The 17,959-nt window shown below is 62.4% G+C and carries 11 protein-coding genes and 1 pseudogene; 3 read left to right on the forward strand and 9 right to left on the reverse strand.

All coding sequences use genetic code 11. The features are described 5' to 3' along the window. Positions 1 to 4: 4 nt before the first annotated feature. A complete protein-coding gene (locus AC56PL_RS19165) occupies positions 5 to 616 on the reverse strand; it encodes a mycothiol-dependent nitroreductase Rv2466c family protein (RefSeq protein ID WP_495516822.1) in 612 nt (203 codons plus the stop codon). Between the two features lie 174 nt (positions 617 to 790). On the opposite strand from AC56PL_RS19165, the gene pepN reads away from it, so the two are divergent. Further along, positions 791 to 3,358 (forward strand): aminopeptidase N, encoded by a 2,568-nt coding sequence (pepN, locus tag AC56PL_RS19170; protein ID WP_497154789.1) that lies wholly within the window; start codon positions 791 to 793, stop codon positions 3,356 to 3,358. Between the two features lie 94 nt (positions 3,359 to 3,452). On the opposite strand, the gene AC56PL_RS19175 is transcribed toward pepN, so the two are convergent. The 3 genes from AC56PL_RS19175 to AC56PL_RS19185 all read right to left on the reverse strand — a co-directional run bounded on the left by AC56PL_RS19175 (position 3,453) and on the right by AC56PL_RS19185 (position 4,977). After that, on the reverse strand, positions 3,453 to 3,926 hold the full coding sequence (locus tag AC56PL_RS19175) for a DUF5130 family protein (RefSeq protein ID WP_495516824.1): 474 nt from the start codon (positions 3,924 to 3,926) through the stop codon (positions 3,453 to 3,455). Next, positions 3,913 to 4,164, reverse strand: a complete 252-nt coding sequence (ctaJ, locus tag AC56PL_RS19180; RefSeq protein ID WP_495516825.1) for an aa3-type cytochrome oxidase subunit CtaJ — start codon at positions 4,162 to 4,164, stop codon at positions 3,913 to 3,915. Before ctaJ ends, AC56PL_RS19175 begins: the two co-directional genes overlap by 14 nt. A gap of 123 nt (positions 4,165 to 4,287) precedes the next feature. Further along, positions 4,288 to 4,977: an HNH endonuclease gene (locus AC56PL_RS19185; RefSeq protein ID WP_497154790.1), complete on the reverse strand. Its 690-nt coding sequence runs from the start codon at positions 4,975 to 4,977 to the stop codon at positions 4,288 to 4,290. A 185-nt stretch (positions 4,978 to 5,162) separates the two neighbouring features. Here AC56PL_RS19185 and AC56PL_RS19190 point away from each other — a divergent pair, with 185 nt between their 5' ends. After that, positions 5,163 to 5,558, forward strand: a complete 396-nt coding sequence (locus AC56PL_RS19190; RefSeq protein WP_495516827.1) for a globin domain-containing protein — start codon at positions 5,163 to 5,165, stop codon at positions 5,556 to 5,558. 64 nt (positions 5,559 to 5,622) lie between these two features. Beyond that, a complete protein-coding gene (locus AC56PL_RS19195; RefSeq protein WP_495516828.1) occupies positions 5,623 to 7,272 on the forward strand; it encodes an alpha-amylase family glycosyl hydrolase in 1,650 nt (549 codons plus the stop codon). A 39-nt stretch (positions 7,273 to 7,311) separates the two neighbouring features. Here AC56PL_RS19195 and AC56PL_RS19200 read toward each other — a convergent pair whose 3' ends face one another. The 5 genes and pseudogenes from AC56PL_RS19200 to AC56PL_RS19220 form a co-directional block, all read right to left on the reverse strand. Beyond that, entirely contained in the window at positions 7,312 to 8,004 is a 693-nt protein-coding gene (locus tag AC56PL_RS19200; RefSeq protein WP_495516829.1) for a DUF8185 domain-containing protein, read from the reverse strand. Further along, positions 8,004 to 12,818, reverse strand: coding sequence for an NAD-glutamate dehydrogenase (locus AC56PL_RS19205; protein WP_497154791.1), 4,815 nt, complete (start codon positions 12,816 to 12,818; stop codon positions 8,004 to 8,006). Before AC56PL_RS19205 ends, AC56PL_RS19200 begins: the two co-directional genes overlap by 1 nt. A gap of 87 nt (positions 12,819 to 12,905) precedes the next feature. Then, on the reverse strand, positions 12,906 to 14,579 hold the full coding sequence (ettA, locus tag AC56PL_RS19210) for an energy-dependent translational throttle protein EttA (RefSeq protein ID WP_495516831.1): 1,674 nt from the start codon (positions 14,577 to 14,579) through the stop codon (positions 12,906 to 12,908). A 456-nt stretch (positions 14,580 to 15,035) separates the two neighbouring features. Beyond that, positions 15,036 to 15,311 (reverse strand): annotated as a pseudogene (locus tag AC56PL_RS19215) (transposase); the annotation flags it as partial. Between the two features lie 167 nt (positions 15,312 to 15,478). After that, positions 15,479 to 16,789, reverse strand: a complete 1,311-nt coding sequence (locus AC56PL_RS19220) for a cutinase family protein (RefSeq protein WP_497154792.1) — start codon at positions 16,787 to 16,789, stop codon at positions 15,479 to 15,481. Positions 16,790 to 17,959: the final 1,170 nt, after the last annotated feature.

The following is a 17,959-nucleotide window of genomic DNA, read 5'->3' on the forward strand; positions in this document are numbered from 1 at the left end:
TCGGTCAGTCGAACTGCGGGCCCTCGTTGCGGGACCGCTTGAGCTCGAAGAAGTGCGGGTAACTCGACAACGCCAATGCGCCGTCCCACACTTTTCCGGCTACCTCTCCACGCGGGATCCGGGACAGGACCGGCCCGAAGAAGGCCACGTCGTTGATGTGGATCGTGGGAGTACCGACGTCATCGCCGACCTTGTCCATACCTGCGTGATGGCTCTTGCGGATGGCATCGTCGAAGGTGGTTTCGTCAGCGGCCTTCGCCAACTCGGCGGACAGTCCCACCTCTTCGAGTGCCAGCGGGATGACCTCACCGAAGTCCTTGATGCCCTTGTTGTGGATGAGCGTTCCCATCGCCGTGTACAGCGGGGACAGGATCTCATCGCCGTGTTCGGCCTGCGCAGCGGCGATCACGCGAACCGGGCGCCAGGCATCCTTGAGCCCTTCGCGGTATTCGTCGGGGATGTCTTTGCCTTCGTTGAGCACCGCCAGGCTCATGATGTGGAAGTTCGTCTCGATGTCACGGACCTTCTCGACCTCCAGAATCCAGCGGGAGGTGATCCAGCACCACGGGCACAGCGGGTCGAACCAGAAGTCAACGCGGTCAGTCGAGGCGGTCATGAGTTGGAGAACTCCTTCAGCAGTAGAAGCGTGGGGCATGGTGCCGGTGGAACCATTGCATGATTCAACAACTCGCGTCGGTTCACATTCCCTCCCGCACCGACCCATCGCGACCGTGCACGCAATACGGTAGTTGTGTAGCAACCGGCAAAATCTCTCCTGAAGCGAGGCAACGTGGCGGCACCAAACTTGACCCGGGATCTGGCGGGCCAACGCTCGGCGAACATCTCGGTCTCCAACTATGCGATCGATCTCGACCTCACCGACGGCTCGGGCAAACCCGGCGAGAAGACCTTCCGGTCGGCGGTGACCATCACCTTCACCGCCACGGCCGGTTCATCATCGTTTGTCGATCTGATCGCGCAGACGGTGCACAGCGCCACCCTCAACGGTTCACCCGTGGACGTCTCGGGTTACACCGAAGAGGACGGCCTGGCGCTGACCGACCTGGCCGGCGACAACACACTTGTGGTGGTCGCCGACTGCGTCTATTCGCACACCGGCGAGGGCCTGCACCGCTTTGTCGACCCCACCGACGATGCGGTCTACCTGTACTCACAGTTCGAAACCGCCGACGCCAAAAGGATGTTCGCCTGTTTCGATCAGCCGGACATGAAAGCGACCTTCGACGTCACCGTCACCGCACCGACGGACTGGAAGGTGATCTCCAACGGAGCCGGTACCGAAACAGCCCCCGGCAAGCACACTTTCGCCACCACCCCGTTGCTGAGCACCTATCTGGTGGCGTTGATCGCGGGACCGTACGCGGTCTGGACCGACAGCTATTCCGACGAGCACGGTACCATCGACCTCGGCATCTTCTGCCGCTCGTCACTGGCCGAGTTCATGGATGACGAGCGGCTGTTCACCGAGACCAAGCAGGGTTTCGAGTTCTACCACAAGAACTTTGGCATTCCGTACGCATTCGGCAAGTACGACCAGCTCTTCGTCCCCGAATTCAATGCCGGTGCCATGGAGAACGCTGGTGCGGTGACGTTCCTGGAGGACTACGTCTTCCGGTCCAAGGTCACCAAGTACCTGTACGAACGCCGTGCCGAAACCGTGCTGCACGAGATGGCGCACATGTGGTTCGGCGACCTCGTCACCATGCAATGGTGGGATGACCTGTGGCTCAACGAATCCTTCGCCACCTTCGCCTCGGTGCTGTGCCAGTCGGAGGCCACCGAATACAAGAACGCCTGGACGACATTCGCCAACGTCGAGAAATCCTGGGCATACCGGCAGGATCAACTCCCCTCCACCCACCCGGTGGCGGCCGACATCCCCGACATCGCGGCCGTAGAGGTCAACTTCGACGGAATCACCTATGCCAAGGGCGCTTCCGTGCTCAAGCAGTTGGTCGCATACGTCGGCCTCGAGGAGTTCCTGTCCGGATTGCGTGACTACTTCCAGTCCCACAAATTCGGCAACGCCACCTTCGCCGACCTCCTGGGCGCTCTCGAGAAGTCTTCGGGCCGCGACCTGTCGGACTGGGGTTCACAATGGCTCAAGACCACCGGTATCAACGTCATCAGACCAGACTTCGACCTCGACGAATCCGGTGCTTTCACCCGCTTCGACATCCTGCAGGATGGTGCGGCACCCGGGGCGGGCGAGACCCGTACCCATCGTCTGGCAGTCGGCGTCTACGACGACGTGGACGGAAAGCTCGTCCGCACCAAACGAGTTGAACTCGATGTCACCGGCGAACGCACCGCTGTTGCCGAGTTGGTGGGGGTCGATCGGGGGCAGCTGATCCTGCTGAACGATGACGACCTGACGTACTGCTCGGTCCGCCTGGATCCCGATTCGCTGGCCACGGCAACCAGCCGCCTCGCCGACATCAGCGAGCCCATGCCCCGCACCCTGGTCTGGTCGGCGGCCTGGGAGATGACCAGGCAGGCCGAGATGCGCGCCCGTGAGTTCGCTGCATTGGTGGAGCAGGGCATCGGCACCGAAACCGAGATCGGTGTCGTCCAGCGAGTCCTCATGCAGGCGCAGACCGCAATCGACGGCTACGCCGATCCGGAGTGGGCAACCACGGCGGGGTGGCCGCGATTCAGTGCCCGTCTGCTCGAGCTCGCGCGGGCGGCGGAGCCCGGTTCCGATCATCAGCTGGCCTTTGTCAACACCCTGCTCTCCGGCGTGCTCGCCCCTGAACAGACCAGTGTTGTTCGGGCACTGCTCGACTCCGATCCCGCGGACCAGGGTCTGGCCGGCCTGACGGTCGACACCGACCTACGGTGGTCGATCGTGCAGGCGCTGGCGACCGCAGGCGCCATCGACACCGACCCGGCCTCCAGCCCGGTGATCGACGCCGAACTCGCCCGCGACAACACCTCGGCAGGCAGCAGGCAGGCCGCCAAGGCGCGGGCTTCACGTCCGCTGGCGGAGGCAAAGGCCGACGCCTGGGCCCAGGCAACCGAAGATGACACCCTGTCGAACACACTGGGGCGCTCGATCATCGCCGGCTTCGCCCGACCCGGCCAGAGTGAGCTCCTGGCGCCCTACACCGCGAAGTACTTCGAGATCGCCCCGCAGGTGTGGGAACGTCGTTCCAGCGAGGTCGCCCAGACCGTGGTGGTCGGGCTGTACCCGAACTGGGCAGTCGACGAAGACGCGCTGGCACTGGCCGACGAACTGCTTGCCGGCGATCATCCGCCCGCACTGCGCCGGTTGATCTCCGAGGGCCGCGACACCGTGGCACGGACGCTGCGGGCCCGCACCTTCGACAAGAGCTAGACGCGAACACACAAGGGCGGGGCAACCGAATGGTTGCCCCGCCCTTGTGTTCGTTCAGACGCGTCTGTTCAGACGTGTTGCTTGGAGATTCGGATCAGCGAACCGTGACTGCCGCGGCCATGACCCGGATGGCGGAGATCAGTCCGTCGACGAGGTCACCGGACCGGATGCCTGCGATTGCCGCGGTGACCCCGAGCTGGGCCACCCGATCGTTGAGACGTGCGGCGACCTCTTTGCCGGAGACGACCACGACGTCCTTGGTGTTCGGCGAGACCGCGATCAGTACGGCGTGCTCGGGCTCAGGCGCGTTCGGCAGGATCGCCGCGGCACCCGCGACGGCGTCGGCGCCGAGGTCTCCGATGTACACCGAGAAACGGATGGCCGTCTCATCGGTTGCGTCGAACAATGCCTCGTCCAGTGCGACCAGTTCGTCGGTCTTGAACGGCGGCGTGGAAGGCACGTCCGTCGGGAAACGGGCTGCCGAGACCCGACCGCTGAGGGTCAGGGCCGAGCCCATGGGGAGCGATTCGGGATCGACAGTTGACTTGACCACATCACCACTTGCCACTTGCCGAGCCTCCGATCAAATCGTCCGTGCCATGCCCGTGATACAGCGGGGCCACAGGTTTTGCCTCAGTTGCGCTGAGCAGCAACGGTCCGTGCTCCCACTTCTGGTCGATTGTGTAGAACTTCACCTTCGGGTACTTGACACCGCTGGTGAACACCAACGCTCCGACAACCATCACCACAGAAATGAGAGTGATGATGATGGTCGGTATGCCGACCGCCACAATCAGGTCTTCCATCGTTCCGCCCTTCAGAACCGCTCGACTCTTGTGTCAAAACTTAGCCGACGGCACCGGCGCTTGCTTCGCCGAGGGTCGCCCGGCGCGTCGGAACACCCTGCTCCGATGCCGCAGAGATCTGACTCAGGCCGCACCCACATCCAGATACCGCGACCACGCCGGATCGAAATCCTTCACCGTCGCAAGCAGTCGCCAGTGCCGGCCCTTCGGCGCGGTCAGGGCGACCTTGAGCGTCCAGCCGAGTTCTGAGAGCAGGCGGTCGGCTTTCTTGTGGTTGCAGGACGCGCAGCAGGCAACGCAGTTGTCCCAGGTGTGGGTTCCGCCGCGACTGCGCGGCACCACATGGTCGATCGTGTCGGCTTTACCGCCGCAGTAGCCGCAGCGCGTGCGGTCGCGCTGCATCAGAGCGGCCCTCGTCATCGGGATGACTGCGCGATACGGAACCCGCACGTACGTCCGCAGCCTGATCACCGACGGCACGGCTATCGCCATCTCCGCCGAATGAATGAGCGGGCCGGCGCCGTCCTCATGGATGACATCGGCCCGCTCACGGAGCACCAACACAATTGCCCTGCGTATCGAGATCGCGGCAAGCGGCTCATAGGTCGCATTCAGGAGCAGCACGCGGTGCTTGCCCCAGCGCGAATTGGTTCCGCCCCCGGGCGGCACACCGATCGCGTCGACGGAACGGGGGCCGGTGTCCAGCGTGGACACGCTTGCCTCACCGTGCGTTCTCACGCGTCCATCAGTTGTGGTCGGGCCGCGGTCATACCCCGCGTGACCCTTCTTACGCTGCACCTTCGTCCGCGACATCTAACCTCCCGGCCAAACCAACCGACCTCGATGGGAACGATTCAGTTCAACACGGATGCCGAACAAATGCGAGGCAAAATGCAGGCCGCTCGCCGCCAGGTATGTGAACACTGGATGTCCGGGCCCAGAAGTAGCCGACGGGCGGCGCCCACACCGATGCGCTCACCGGGTGGAACAATGGAGCCGTGACTACTTCTCCGCAGACGTTTTACGAGGCAGTGGGTGGCGAACAGACCTTTACCGACCTCACTGCCCGTTTCTACGAGGAAGTCGCGAAGGACGAGATCCTGCGACCGCTCTACCCCGAAGAAGACCTCGGTCCGGCCGAGCGACGGATGCGCATGTTCCTCGTGCAGTACTGGGGTGGGCCTCGGACGTACTCGGACGAACGGGGCCATCCGAGACTGCGAATGCGGCACAATCCCTTCCGGATCGGTCCCATCGAGAAGGCGGCATGGCTGCGGTGCATGCACATCGCTATTGCGTCGATCGACTCGGCTCGTCTGGATGACAATCATCGACAGGCTCTGACCGACTACGTCGAGATGGCAGCCGACTCGATGATGAACTCCCCGATCTGACTGAGAGACCTGCCACGGCGACGTGACCGTGACGTTCTGCAGGTCGTGAGGCAAGATAAATCACGTGAGTGATGAGACGAATGATCTTTCCGAGGCCGCGAGTAATGCTTCGGCGGAAGATCACACACCGGCCGACCCGGGCTTTCCCCGGTGGTGGCAGAACGCGATCTTCTATCAGATCTACCCCCGCTCCTTCTCCGACGACAACGGTGACGGTGTCGGCGACATCCCCGGTGTGATCGACAAGCTGGGCTACCTGGAACTGATCGGTGTCGATGCCATCTGGCTCAGCCCGGTGATGAAGTCCCCGATGGCCGACCACGGTTACGACGTCTCGGACCCACGCGATATCGATGAACTGTTCGGCGGCCTCGAGTCGCTGGACAACCTCATCCGCGAAGCTCACGAACGCGACATCAAGGTCACCATGGACCTTGTCCCCAACCACACCAGCGACCAGCACGCCTGGTTCGTCGAGGCACTCGCCTCTGAGCCCGGCAGCGCGGCCCGCGAACGATACATCTTCCGCGACGGGCGCGGAGAAGACGGCAGCGAACCGCCCAACAACTGGAGCAGCGTCTTCGGCGGGCCGGCCTGGACCAGGGTCACCGAACCGAATGGTGAACCGGGCCAGTGGTTTCTGCACATCTTTGCCCCCGAACAGCCGGACCTGAACTGGGAGAATCCGGAGGTCTTCGCCGACCTCGAGAAGACTTTGAGGTTCTGGCTCGACCGCGGTGTCGACGGATTCCGGATCGACGTCGCCCACGGAATGGCCAAGCCCGAAGGGCTGCCCGACATGGATCTCGAGGACGTCGGCCTGCTCAGCAACGCCGATGACGATCCGCGGTTCAACAACCCGGGTGTCCACGACATCCATCGCCAGATCCGCGCGGTGCTCGACGACTATCCCGACGCGATGACCGTCGGCGAGATCTGGGTGCAGGACAACGAACGCTTCGCCGAATACGTGCGTCCCGACGAACTCCACCTGGGATTCAATTTCCGGCTCGCCAAGATCCCCTTCGAGTCCGAGGCTGTCCGCGCTGCGATCGAGCATTCGCTGGAGGCAGTCGCGTACGTCTCGGGCACACCGACCTGGACGCTCTCGAACCACGACGTCGAGCGCGAGGTCACCCGCTACGCGTCCGACGACTCACCACAGGCCGGCATCGACCGCGCCCGGGCGATGATCCTGGTCGAACTCGCACTACCCGGCGCGGTGTTCATCTACAACGGTGCCGAACTCGGACTACCCAATGTCGACCTACCGGACGAGGTATTGCAGGATCCGGTCTGGGAGCGCTCGGGGCACACCGAACGCGGCCGCGATGGCTGCCGCGTACCGCTGCCCTGGGAGGGCACTGCTCCCCCGTTCGCGTTCTCGACCAACCCGGACACCTGGTTGCCGATCCCCGCGGAGTGGGCGGCGCTGACCGTCGAGAATCAGCTCGAAGACCTGAACTCGACGCTGTCGCTGTATCGGCAGGCAATCGAGTTCCGCAAGACGCGTCCAGAGTTCGCCGGGGAGGCCATCGAGTGGTACGGCGCCCCGACCGGGTGCCTGGCATTCCGCCGATCGCTCGGCAGGTTGGTCTGCGCCCTCAATGCAGGCGAGGAACCGATCGGGTTGCCTCCGGGTGAGGTCCTGCTCTCCAGCGCACCGCTGGTCGATGGCCAACTCCCGCCCAATGCGGCGGCCTGGCTCGTCTGACCACCCTGATGGCCCGGTCGCGCGCGCGGCCGGGCACCGCTAGTTGACCGACAGCCCCAAAGACATGGTTCGGCGCTGGTAAACCGATCCGAATCTGGCGTCTAGTCGTGCCCACACGGCGGTGGCCCGGACCCGGACCATTTCGGCGTCGTCGATGTCTTCGATGGGCGATGTCTCGGTGACGTCGCGGTTGTCGGCCTGGCGCACGAAGCCCATGGCGGTCAGCGCAAAAACCGATCGCATCGATACCCCGATGACCTGATCGGATGACTCCGACGAGACGTCGACCACCCGCTGATCGAGCAGCGAGGTCGGTGGTCCGTGGCCGCTGCCCTGTGTGCGTGCGACCTCGGCCCCGGTCCTGGACAGTTGCACCAGCACCCGCGCGGGTATGTCGTCGATGTGGGTGAATCCGTCGGTGGAAGGCAACGCACCGCGCCAGGCGCTGTCGAGGGCGAACCCGGTGTCGACGGTCGTCGCCCCAGGATCGTCTTTGGTCGCCCGCAACGCCTTTCGCAGCTCGGACGCCCCGCACACCACGTCGTCACCGGACATCGAGCCGGCCACGACACGGCTGGCCAGGACATCGAATCCGGTGTTGACCCAGACGCCGAGCAATCCATCCCCACGCCGCTTGATCCGGATCACGGCGACGTCGTCTGCTCGCAGGGCGCGGCCGGCGAAAGCCGCGAGATCAATACGGTCACGGGCGGACAGTGTCAGATCAGCCATCAGCGGATGATGCTCCTCAATTGTCGAGCTGCGACCGACAGGGTTGCCAGGTCGAGGTTTCCACTCTCGGAGATGTCCGAGAGTGTCGCGCGGACCCTGGACAACCTCGAGGTGTTGTGCAGTTCCCACTCGGCTATCTTCTCGTCCGCCGATTCTTCGGGTTCACCGGAGTCCAGGATCACCAGAGACAGCGATCGCAGCGCCTGGTGCAGATCATCGCGCAATGCCAGGCGCGCCAACGAGTGCCATCGGTCGATGCGGTCGAGATCGGAGACGGCGCTGAGCAGTTTCTCCACCCCGAGGTGATCCATCAGCGCGAAGTACAGGTCACCGACCTCCGCCGGGTCACGATCCGAGATCTCGGCGGCATCGATGATGTCGAGGAGGCAGAACCGGTGAAGGCTCAGTGCGACGGCCTGTGCGACATCGTCGGGGACACCGTCGCCGACCAGCCGTGCGGCGTGATTGTCGACAACGCTCGCCGACGCACCACGTAGCCAACCAGGCAGACGCGGAGACAACTCGGCGACCAGTTCGCCGTAACGGGTGACCTCCGCGGCCATCGCCAGGGGTTGTGGCCGGCCTGCGATCATCCACCGGGACGCCCGGAACAGGAGCCGTCGGGTGTAGACGATCATCGCGTCGGTGGTCGGGACCGGACACGGGGCCGCGGCGATCGCCCACCACAGTGCGTGCAAGCCGAAGACCTCGGTGACCACCTGATAGGACCGCACCACGTCGACCGGCTCGCCGCCGCTGCCCTCGCAGAGGCGGAAGACGTGCGTGATGCCGCCGTTGTCCACCAGATCGTTCACCACCGTGGTTGTCACGATCTCTCGACGCAGCTGATGGGTCGCGATCCCCTCTTCAAAGCGCTCCCGCAACGCGGCCGGGAAATAGGCGCTCAGGCGTGGCGAGAACACATCGTTGTCCGGGAGTTCGCCCGCGAGCATGTCGGCCTTCAGCAGGAGTTTGACGTGCGCCATCACAGTGGCCAGTTCCGGTGAGGTCAAACCGTGTCGGCCGGTGGCATTTCCGCGTTTGGCCAATTCGTCCGGACGGGGCAGCGCCTCGAGTCGCAGGTCGACGCCGCGCCCTGCCATCTCCTTGAGCAACCGCCGGTAGACCTCTTCCGTCTGGTCGGCACTGGCCCGGCTGGTACCGAGTTCGGCGTTCTGCGAGACGTTGTCGGCCAAAACCAGATCCCCCACCTCGGTCGTCATCGACTCGAGTAGTGGGTTTCGCTGGGCAGCAGGCAATTTGCCCGTCGAGACCTGGGAATCGAGCAGGATCTTGATGTTGACCTCATGGTCGGAACAGTCGACACCGGCAGAGTTGTCCATCGCGTCGGTGTTCACCCGGCCGCCGCCGAGCGCGAACTCGATACGCCCGAGTTCCGTCAGCCCGAGGTTGCCGCCTTCCCCGACGACCTTGGCGCGCAACTCGTTTCCGTTGACCCGGATGGTGTCGTTGGCCTTGTCGCCCACTTGTTCCTGGGACTGGGTACTGGCCTTCACATAGGTCCCGATGCCCCCGTTCCACAGCAGGTCAACCGGCGCGAGCAGGATCGCCCGGATGAGTTCTGGCGGGGACAGCGCCGTGATGTCATGAGCCAGTCCCAGCGCGTCGGCGATCTGAGGGCTGATCGGTATCGACTTCTGATCGCGCGCCCACACTCCACCGCCTTCGCTGATCAGGTCGGCGCGGTAGTCGGCCCATGAGGATCGAGGCAGGTCATACAGTCGTCGGCGTTCGGCGAACGACGCGGCGGCGGGGTCCGGATCGATGAACACGTGCCGGTGATCAAATGCGGCGACCAGGTGGATGTGCTCGGACAACAACATTCCGTTGCCGAACACATCGCCGCTCATGTCCCCGATCCCGACGACGGTGAAATCGTCGGTCTGGGTATCGGAACCCATCTCCCGGAAGTGCCGCTTCACCGCTTCCCAGGCACCCCGGGCAGTGATTCCCATGGCTTTGTGGTCGTATCCGGCCGAACCACCCGAGGCAAACGCATCGCCCAGCCAGAACTCGTACTGTCCGGCAACATCATTGGCGATGTCGGAGAACGAGGCAGTCCCCTTGTCTGCGGCCACCACCAGATACGGGTCGTCACTGTCGCGGCGAACCACTTCGGGAGGCCCGACGACCTCTCCCGACTTCGCGTCGATGTTGTCGGTGACATCGAGCAGTCCGGAGATGAATCGCCGATAGCATGCGATGCCTTCGTTGCGGACCGCGTCGCGATCGGCAGCGGCGTCTCCGGTCGGCAGCGGCGGACGTCTGACCACGAACCCACCTTTGGACCCGACCGGCACGATCACCGCATTCTTGACGGCCTGCGCCTTGACCAGTCCCAGGACCTCGGTGCGGAAGTCCTCCTGCCGATCGGACCAGCGCAGACCACCACGCGCAACCGACCCGAATCTCAGGTGCACGCCCTCGACGCGCGGCGAATACACATAGATCTCGAACAACGGCCTTGGCAACGGGGTTTGGGGAATCTCGCGTGGCCGGAGTTTGAAACTGAGGGTCTGGTGCTGCAATCCGGCCCGGTCGGTGCCGAAGTAGTTGGTGCGCACAGTGGCCTTCAGTGCGGAGACATAGGCATTGACGATCCGGTCGACATCCATGCTGATGATGTCGCCGATCGCCACGGATAGACGTTCGAGTACATCGTTGCGACGGTCTTCGTCGGCGCCCTGCGGGTCGAAGGAAGCCCGAAAGAGTTCGACCAGCGACTTGGTGACCACCGTGTTTGTCCCGAGTACCGACGCCACATGTGTTGTGCTGTAGGAACTTCCACATTGGCGCAGATAGCGCGCGTAGGCGCGCAGCATGGCCACCTCATGCCAGGTCAGACCACATCGGAAGATCAGTTCGTTGAAGTTGTCGACCGCGGCGTCGCCACGCCAGATCTGCGAAAATGCCTCGGTGAAACGATGTTCGACGTCGGCGACATTCTGTTCGTCGACCGTCATCCCGTCGGCCAGAGAGAGCCCGAACTCGTATACGAAACACCGATGGCCGTCCTGGCGCTCGATCTCGAGAGGACGTTCGTCGAGGACGTTGACGCCCAGGCTGTGCAAGACCGGCAGGATCTCCGTCAAGGTCGCCGGGCGTCCGCACAGATAGAACGCGAAGCGCCAATCCTGATCACTGCGCTCTATATCGGCGGCGGGCCGGTACAGCCGAACATAGAAGTCGCCGTCGCCGAGGGAATCGACTATCGCGACGTCGACATAGGCCTCCGCCGGGCTCCGCACGTCTTTGTAACTGTCGGGCAGGGTCGCGGCGTAGAACGCGATCTCATCGAGATCCCCGGCATCGCCAACGGCGACTTCACGGAGCAACTCGTCCCAGCCACGCGCTGCCTCGACCATCTTGTCCTGCAACGCAATCTGTCCCGGAGTGCCCACTGCGAGGCTGCCGAGTTCACGACAATCCCGCGCTCGGACCCGCATCACCACGTGCAACTGTGCCAGTGCGGATTCACTGACCCGGGCGGTGTATTCCAGATGCCCACCTCCGAGTTCGTCGAGCAGCAGTTTCTGCAATGTCTCACGTAGCCGGGTGGTGTAGCGGTCTCGGGGCAGATAGACCAGCGCAGAGACGATTTCGCCCGCGGGGTCAGGGCGCAGGAACACCCGTATCTGTCGATTCGGTACGGCCTCGAGGACCGCTGACAGCGTTCGCGCGAGTTCGTCGGCAGACATCGAGAACAGTTCGGTGCGTGGCAGGGTCTGCATCAGCTCGAGCATTGCCATGCCGTTGAAAGAGCTGGGATCGAACTTTGCCTTGGCCAGCACGTCGCCGGCCTTGGTGTCGATCACCGGAATCGCCAGGATGTTCTCGTGCAGCGCCGTCGATGTGAAGGTCCCGACAAAAACGTGATCGCCTTTTCGGGTGCCGTCGGTGTCGTAGTCGGCGACCGTGATCAGAGTGGGAAAGTTCGATCGCTGGATACGCGTCGGAAGATAGAGCTGTTGCACCGTCACCGGCCCGGCCCCCGGATCGGTTCTGTGCGCCGCGGTATCGCCCCGCCAGATACCCAGACCCGTCTCCGGTTCGGCAGTCCGGTTGCCGGCAGTTCCCACGCAGTGCACATAGCCATAAGCCGAAAAATGATGCTCGGCGAGCCAGCCGAGCATCTGGGCATGGTCCGATGCCGTCGCGCGGTCGATACCGTCGGGCACGTCTGCTGTCGTATAGGAACCGAATACATCGGCAAGGCCACCGATCAGACCGATCATGGCGTCTCGGTCGCGATTGACGTCGCGAATCCGGGCAACCACGGTGTCGAGCTCTGCCCGGACTCGTTCGAGATCGATCGTCGAGGTGGTCGGCGTCGCCTCGACGTAGATCCACGATTCGGTGATCCGGCCACGCCCGGCGACGACGTCGTCGGCGGCCCCGGACCCGTCGACTTCCAGCAGCACGCCGTTCTCGTCACGGACAACCGGAAGAATCGGGTGATCGATGCGGACGACCATCAGGTCGGCCGCCTCGATACCGGCCACCACCGACTCGACAAGCAGCGGCATGTCGTCGGCAACCATTGCGATCAACACCGACCCGCCGTCGTGATCGATGTCGATGACCGCTGTGCCCGGAGATCGGATGTGGCCCAGCCCCAGATGCCGGAAGAGCTGGGATCGTTGTGCCGATCCCAGCTCTTCCCATGTCTTCTGCCGACGGGTGCCCGGTCCGTGAAAGTACCCACTGATTGCTTGTCCCAGCAGGGCTTTCATGGGTTCCGGCAGATCGTCGGACGGTATGTCCGCGAAATCAGACTGCGTCGATCCGACCATTACCGTCACACTCCAGTTGATCGGTCTCCCCCGGGATCTCCGGGGGTCTGCCTTCAAATGTAGTGATCGCGGGCGGTCGGCGAATTGCTAATCGCGTGTCAGCTTGCGGTGTGTCACAGAATGCGGGCGGGCGGCCTCGGCTCCGAGACGCTCGATCTTGTTGGCCTCGTACGCCTCGAAGTTGCCCTCGAACCAGAACCACTTGCCCTCTTCGACGTTGCCTTCCCACGCCAGGATGTGGGTACAGGTGCGGTCGAGGAACCAACGGTCGTGCGAGATGACCACAGCACAGCCCGGGAACAGTTCGAGCGCGTTCTCCAGCGAACCGAGGGTCTCGACGTCGAGGTCGTTGGTCGGCTCATCGAGCAGGATCAGGTTGCCGCCCTCTTTGAGGGTCAGCGCCAGGTTCAGGCGGTTGCGTTCACCACCGGAGAGCACCTCGGCGCGCTTCTGCTGGTCCGGTCCCTTGAACCCGAATGCGCTGACGTAGGCGCGCGACGGCATCTCGTTCTGACCGACCGTGATGAAGTCCTGGCCATCGGAGACAACTTCCCAGACGTTCTTCTTCGGGTCGATGTTCGCGCGGTTCTGGTCGACGTAGCTGAGCTTGACCGTGTCGCCGACCTTGACCTCACCCGAATCGGGTTCTTCGAGTCCGACGATGGTCTTGAACAGCGTGGTCTTACCGACACCGTTGGGGCCGATGACGCCGACGATGCCGTTACGCGGCAGGGTGAACGACAGGTCCTTGATCAGCACCCGACCGTCGAAACCCTTGTCGAGGTGGCTGACGTTGACGACCACATCACCGAGGCGCGGCGGCGTCGGGATCTGGATTTCCTCGAAGTCAAGCTTGCGCATCTTCTCGGCTTCGGTGGCCATCTCTTCGTATCGGCCGAGGCGGGCCTTGTTCTTGGTCTGGCGGGCCTTGGAGCCGGACCGCACCCAAGCCAGCTCCTCTTTGAGGCGTTTCTGCAGCTTCTGGTCCTTTTTGCCCTGAACCTCGAGCCTGGCGGCCTTCTTCTCCAGGTACGTCGAGTAGTTGCCCTCGTACGGGTGGAGCTTTCCGCGGTCGACCTCACAGATCCACTGCGCGACGTGATCGAGGAAGTACCGGTCGTGGGTCACGGCCAGCACAGCGCCCGGGTAAGACGCGAGGTACTGCTCGAGCCACAGGACACTCTCGGCGTCGAGGTGGTTGGTGGGCTCATCAAGGAGCAGCAGATCCGGCTTCTGCAGCAGCAGCTTGCACAGTGCGACGCGACGACGCTCACCACCGGAGAGGTGGGTGACGGGCTCGTCCGCCGGCGGGCAGCGCAGCGCGTCCATCGCCTGTTCGAGCTGTGAGTCCAGGTCCCAGGCGTCGCCGTGGTCGAGGGCTTCCTGCAGCTTGCCCATCTCTTCCATGAGCTCGTCCGAGTAGTCCGTTGCCATCAGTTCGGCGATCTCGTTGAACCGGTCGAGCTGTTCCTTGATCAGGCCCATGCCCTCTTCGACGTTCTGTCGAACAGTCTTTTCTTCGTTGAGCTTGGGTTCCTGCATGAGGATGCCGACGCTCGCGTCGGGGTCGAGGAATGCCTCGCCATTGGACGGCTGATCGATGCCGGCCATGATCTTCAGGATCGACGACTTACCGGCACCGTTGGGGCCGACCACACCGATCTTCGCGCCCGGGTAGAACGACATGGTGACATCGTCGAGAATCACCTTGTCGCCGTGTGCTTTTCGCACTTTTTTCATTGTATAGATGAACTCTGGCATCTGGTGGCCTTCCTACCTGCTGTTTAGGGGTAATGGGCGTAGGGATTGCCCTTGTTCTGCCCTCCGCTGAGCCGGGTCAGTTCTCCGGGATGAAGCGTTGTCCGATTTTGACACGCTGCACACGGAGGTGAGCCGACTTTGCACCCCACAACCCTATCCAATCGCCGAAGAGACTTTCGCCCGCCACCGCGCAATCACGGTTGCCGACGTCGCCCGTCAGCCGGTAGAGGCCCATCACCCTTGATAGCAACGTCGCAACATCACCATAGAGTTCCCGGGCACCTCGGGTGGGCGCCGGACCGTAACCACCTCGCGTGCGCATGCCACGAACCATGCGAGGATGCCTGGCACGAATGTGCCGATCTGGGCTTGGTGACTGCCGAAGTCAAACATGTACCGGCTGGACGCCGGCCTCATGAGCAGAGCACTCCCGGAAGTTCACTGTGAAATCATGCTCTTCGACAGGTACACAACGGCCTGGCGCATCACCTCGACTTCCTGCTCGAGTTCTTTGATCCTCTTGCGTGCTTCCCGCAAACCAGCAGCGCCGTCAGTGACGGATCCCGAAGTCGGTCCGTTGATACGGCCCTCGCGATCGGCGATCTTGAGCCACCGCTTCAAACACGTTTCAGAGATCCCGAAATCACTCGCGACCTGACGCACTGAAGCCTCGCCATTGCGAGCGACTGAGATCACCTCGCGGCGAAAGTCATTCGGGTAGGGCTTAGGCATTACAACCGTCCTTTCAACGCGAGATGGATCTCACGCGTGAACACACCGGACCAAGTTTCCGTCGTCCGGTGCGGTTCATTGTTGATCACGATCCCAACGACCATCCGAGCTTTGCCCATGGACAGGAACATGTGTTTTCGCTGCATTCAATTCGGAATCGTTGGCGCTCATCGCAATCCCTGAATATTCGGCAGGACAGCACCTATCGACGGTGGCACCTGATCAGCGACCGAAGTCGACACAGCGTCACCGACAGCCGGCACGACACCACCGACCACAGACGACGCGGCATCATTCAATGCAGACCCGACATCGTTGACAACAGCAATGGCGTCTTCGACCACAGGCGGAAGAGCGTCGGACACCATGGCCGGTGTATCGACCACCGCAGGCGAGATGTCAGCCACCGTAAGTACAGCAGTACCGACGGTAGATGGCGCAGTATCTGACACCGCAGTATCTGACACCGGAGGCGAGACATCAGCCACCGATACATCAGGTACCGCAGAAGGCACATCCGTAGACACCGCAGGCACCACATCCGGAACCACAGAAGGCACATCGGCAGCCACAGCAGGCACCACAGCCGGCACATCAACAGCCGCGGGTAGAGCATTGAGGATCGCAGTGACAATGTCATTCCACCCGGCCATCGCCCAGTCAGGTACCGGAGGCGGAATATAGTCGGTCACCGAATTCGGTAATGCTGCCGCAAGCACAGGAGGAAGAAAGTCGCCCAGCCGAGTCGGTATATAAGGTGCATTCAATGCCCGAATAGGCGCGGTAGGCACCAACTGGTCCATCACTGGCTCGAGATCACGTGGATTCGGCACATCCCAGGGCACCGGATACGACGGATACACCGGATTGGCACATGGCGCTGGATAAGCGTGCTGCGCCTGGCAATACGTCCCAATCGCACGTTCGGCGAATGTCAATGGATCTTTCAACGGATTGACCGCATCACAGTAGAGGTCGCGAAGGTTGCATATCTCGACTATTGCCGGTCCGTTTGCCCGCGCCACGCGCCAACCCGTGAAATGAAAGCCAGGTATGAAAGTGGGCAACACACCGAAGATCCCGGCGCCGTCCGGCCCTGGCAGACGTTTCGGATTGCCTTCGGTAATACAGGTCGTGTTTCTGCCATCCAATCGGTCGCACACGTCCGACACGACGATGGCTCCGAGCGAGTATCCGACTATGGTCACACCCGAACCCGGACATCTGGCACGGAACGAGTTGACGGCATTCGTCAGACCTTCGGTACCGATCCGAACGGACTCGTCACCCGACACGTAGCCCCCGACAGGCGAGATACTCGCTGGATAAATGATATTGGTACGCGGTCCGCCGGGAACATTTGGCACGTTCACGCTGTTCGGGTCCCCGGTCCCGCCGACCACAAAATTCTGCGAGGCAGGACATACCTGGGCATTTGCCGCAGGCACCTGGATAACATGAAAAACGAGAAACGTCAACAGAGCTCCGATTACAGCAGGAATTAGTCGCTTCAACGAGGTTCACCTACGATTCGTTCAGAGATCAATGATGATGCGTGGTTCGGTGGATATCACCGGCACGCTTTACTCACTCGCGGCCTGTTGCAGAAGCCCGAGTATTCAAACGGGAGATTCCCCGCAATCGCCAGGCTTATCCATGCCCGACACAGTGGACCTACTCAGCTGTGCACAAAGTCCCGATGCCAGCCGCCGCAGACCCGCCTTCCCACGACAGGGTGTTGCGCGACTTCAAGACTGAATAAGGACTTGACTGTGAGGATCACACCTCTTGAATACTAGACCCTCGCCTGAACCACGGCTAGGTGCTCACCTAAGCACACCAATCCATGGCCTCATGCCCGACGGTCGGCAAAATAGTGCCCGACCACTGCAGTGCGAGAATGCGGGGAAGTCAATCCATCATGAAATATACGCTGCCGCTTCCGAATTGAAGCTCTCGAGCTAGCTGCACTTCAGATCGACGGTAGACCCGAACCCTGACTGCCGCTCGTTGCCGACGGCGCCCACGTCATCAAATGGTAGCCACCTACGCCTAGGCCTATCGGAAGACACTGGCCGCGTTGACCAAATACAGGGCCTTTTCGTGGCAGCCGGATCCACATAACGGCGTCTTCGTTGATCAACTCAATACTATTGCGACAGAATCGAATTCATGGACAACAGGCGCCTTGTTCCAGAATATCGAGCTCCGAGTCACACGTTCATACATTGCCTGGCATTGGGACCGGCGTATCCACGCATAGGTTCAAAGTGGATAAATCGACCTATCGCGACAATCCCTGGGAAGGTGAGATGGACGGAGTCGATGGCCTTTTGGCATTTTCTCGGAAGGCCTTTTGTGCTGATGTGTGTCGAGATTCTAGGCTGCACCTAGTTGGGAGTCACCCGCGGACCGCCCGGAGTGGGTTCGCTCGAAACCTCCTGGCCGGTACCACCCACGTTGTACGCGAGGGCGTACAACACGGTACGCAAGATCTACCGGTGGAGTCCACGCCGTGCGCAGCATCAACAAATACGGTCCACCGGTCGGGCGGAGTTGCGAGAAAGAGACAGCCCCAACACCTCTCGCTTTAGGCGAGCCTGACACACCGAACCCACGAACCGACCGACTGGCGATCAGATGGCCGC

Source organism: Williamsia sp. Y721 (genome assembly GCF_059683565.1).

Excerpts from the sequence above, each read along its gene's own strand:
- AC56PL_RS19165 (WP_495516822.1), bottom strand. The coding sequence starts at position 616 with ATGACCGCCTCGACTGACCGCGTTGACTTCTGGTTCGACCCGCTGTGC.
- AC56PL_RS19200 (WP_495516829.1), bottom strand. The coding sequence starts at position 8,004 with ATGGCTGATCTGACACTGTCCGCCCGTGACCGTATTGATCTCGCGGCT.
- AC56PL_RS19205 (WP_497154791.1), bottom strand. The coding sequence starts at position 12,818 with ATGGTCGGATCGACGCAGTCTGATTTCGCGGACATACCGTCCGACGAT.
- ctaJ (WP_495516825.1), bottom strand. The coding sequence starts at position 4,164 with ATGGAAGACCTGATTGTGGCGGTCGGCATACCGACCATCATCATCACT.
- AC56PL_RS19185 (WP_497154790.1), bottom strand. The coding sequence starts at position 4,977 with ATGTCGCGGACGAAGGTGCAGCGTAAGAAGGGTCACGCGGGGTATGAC.
- ettA (WP_495516831.1), bottom strand. The coding sequence starts at position 14,579 with ATGCCAGAGTTCATCTATACAATGAAAAAAGTGCGAAAAGCACACGGC.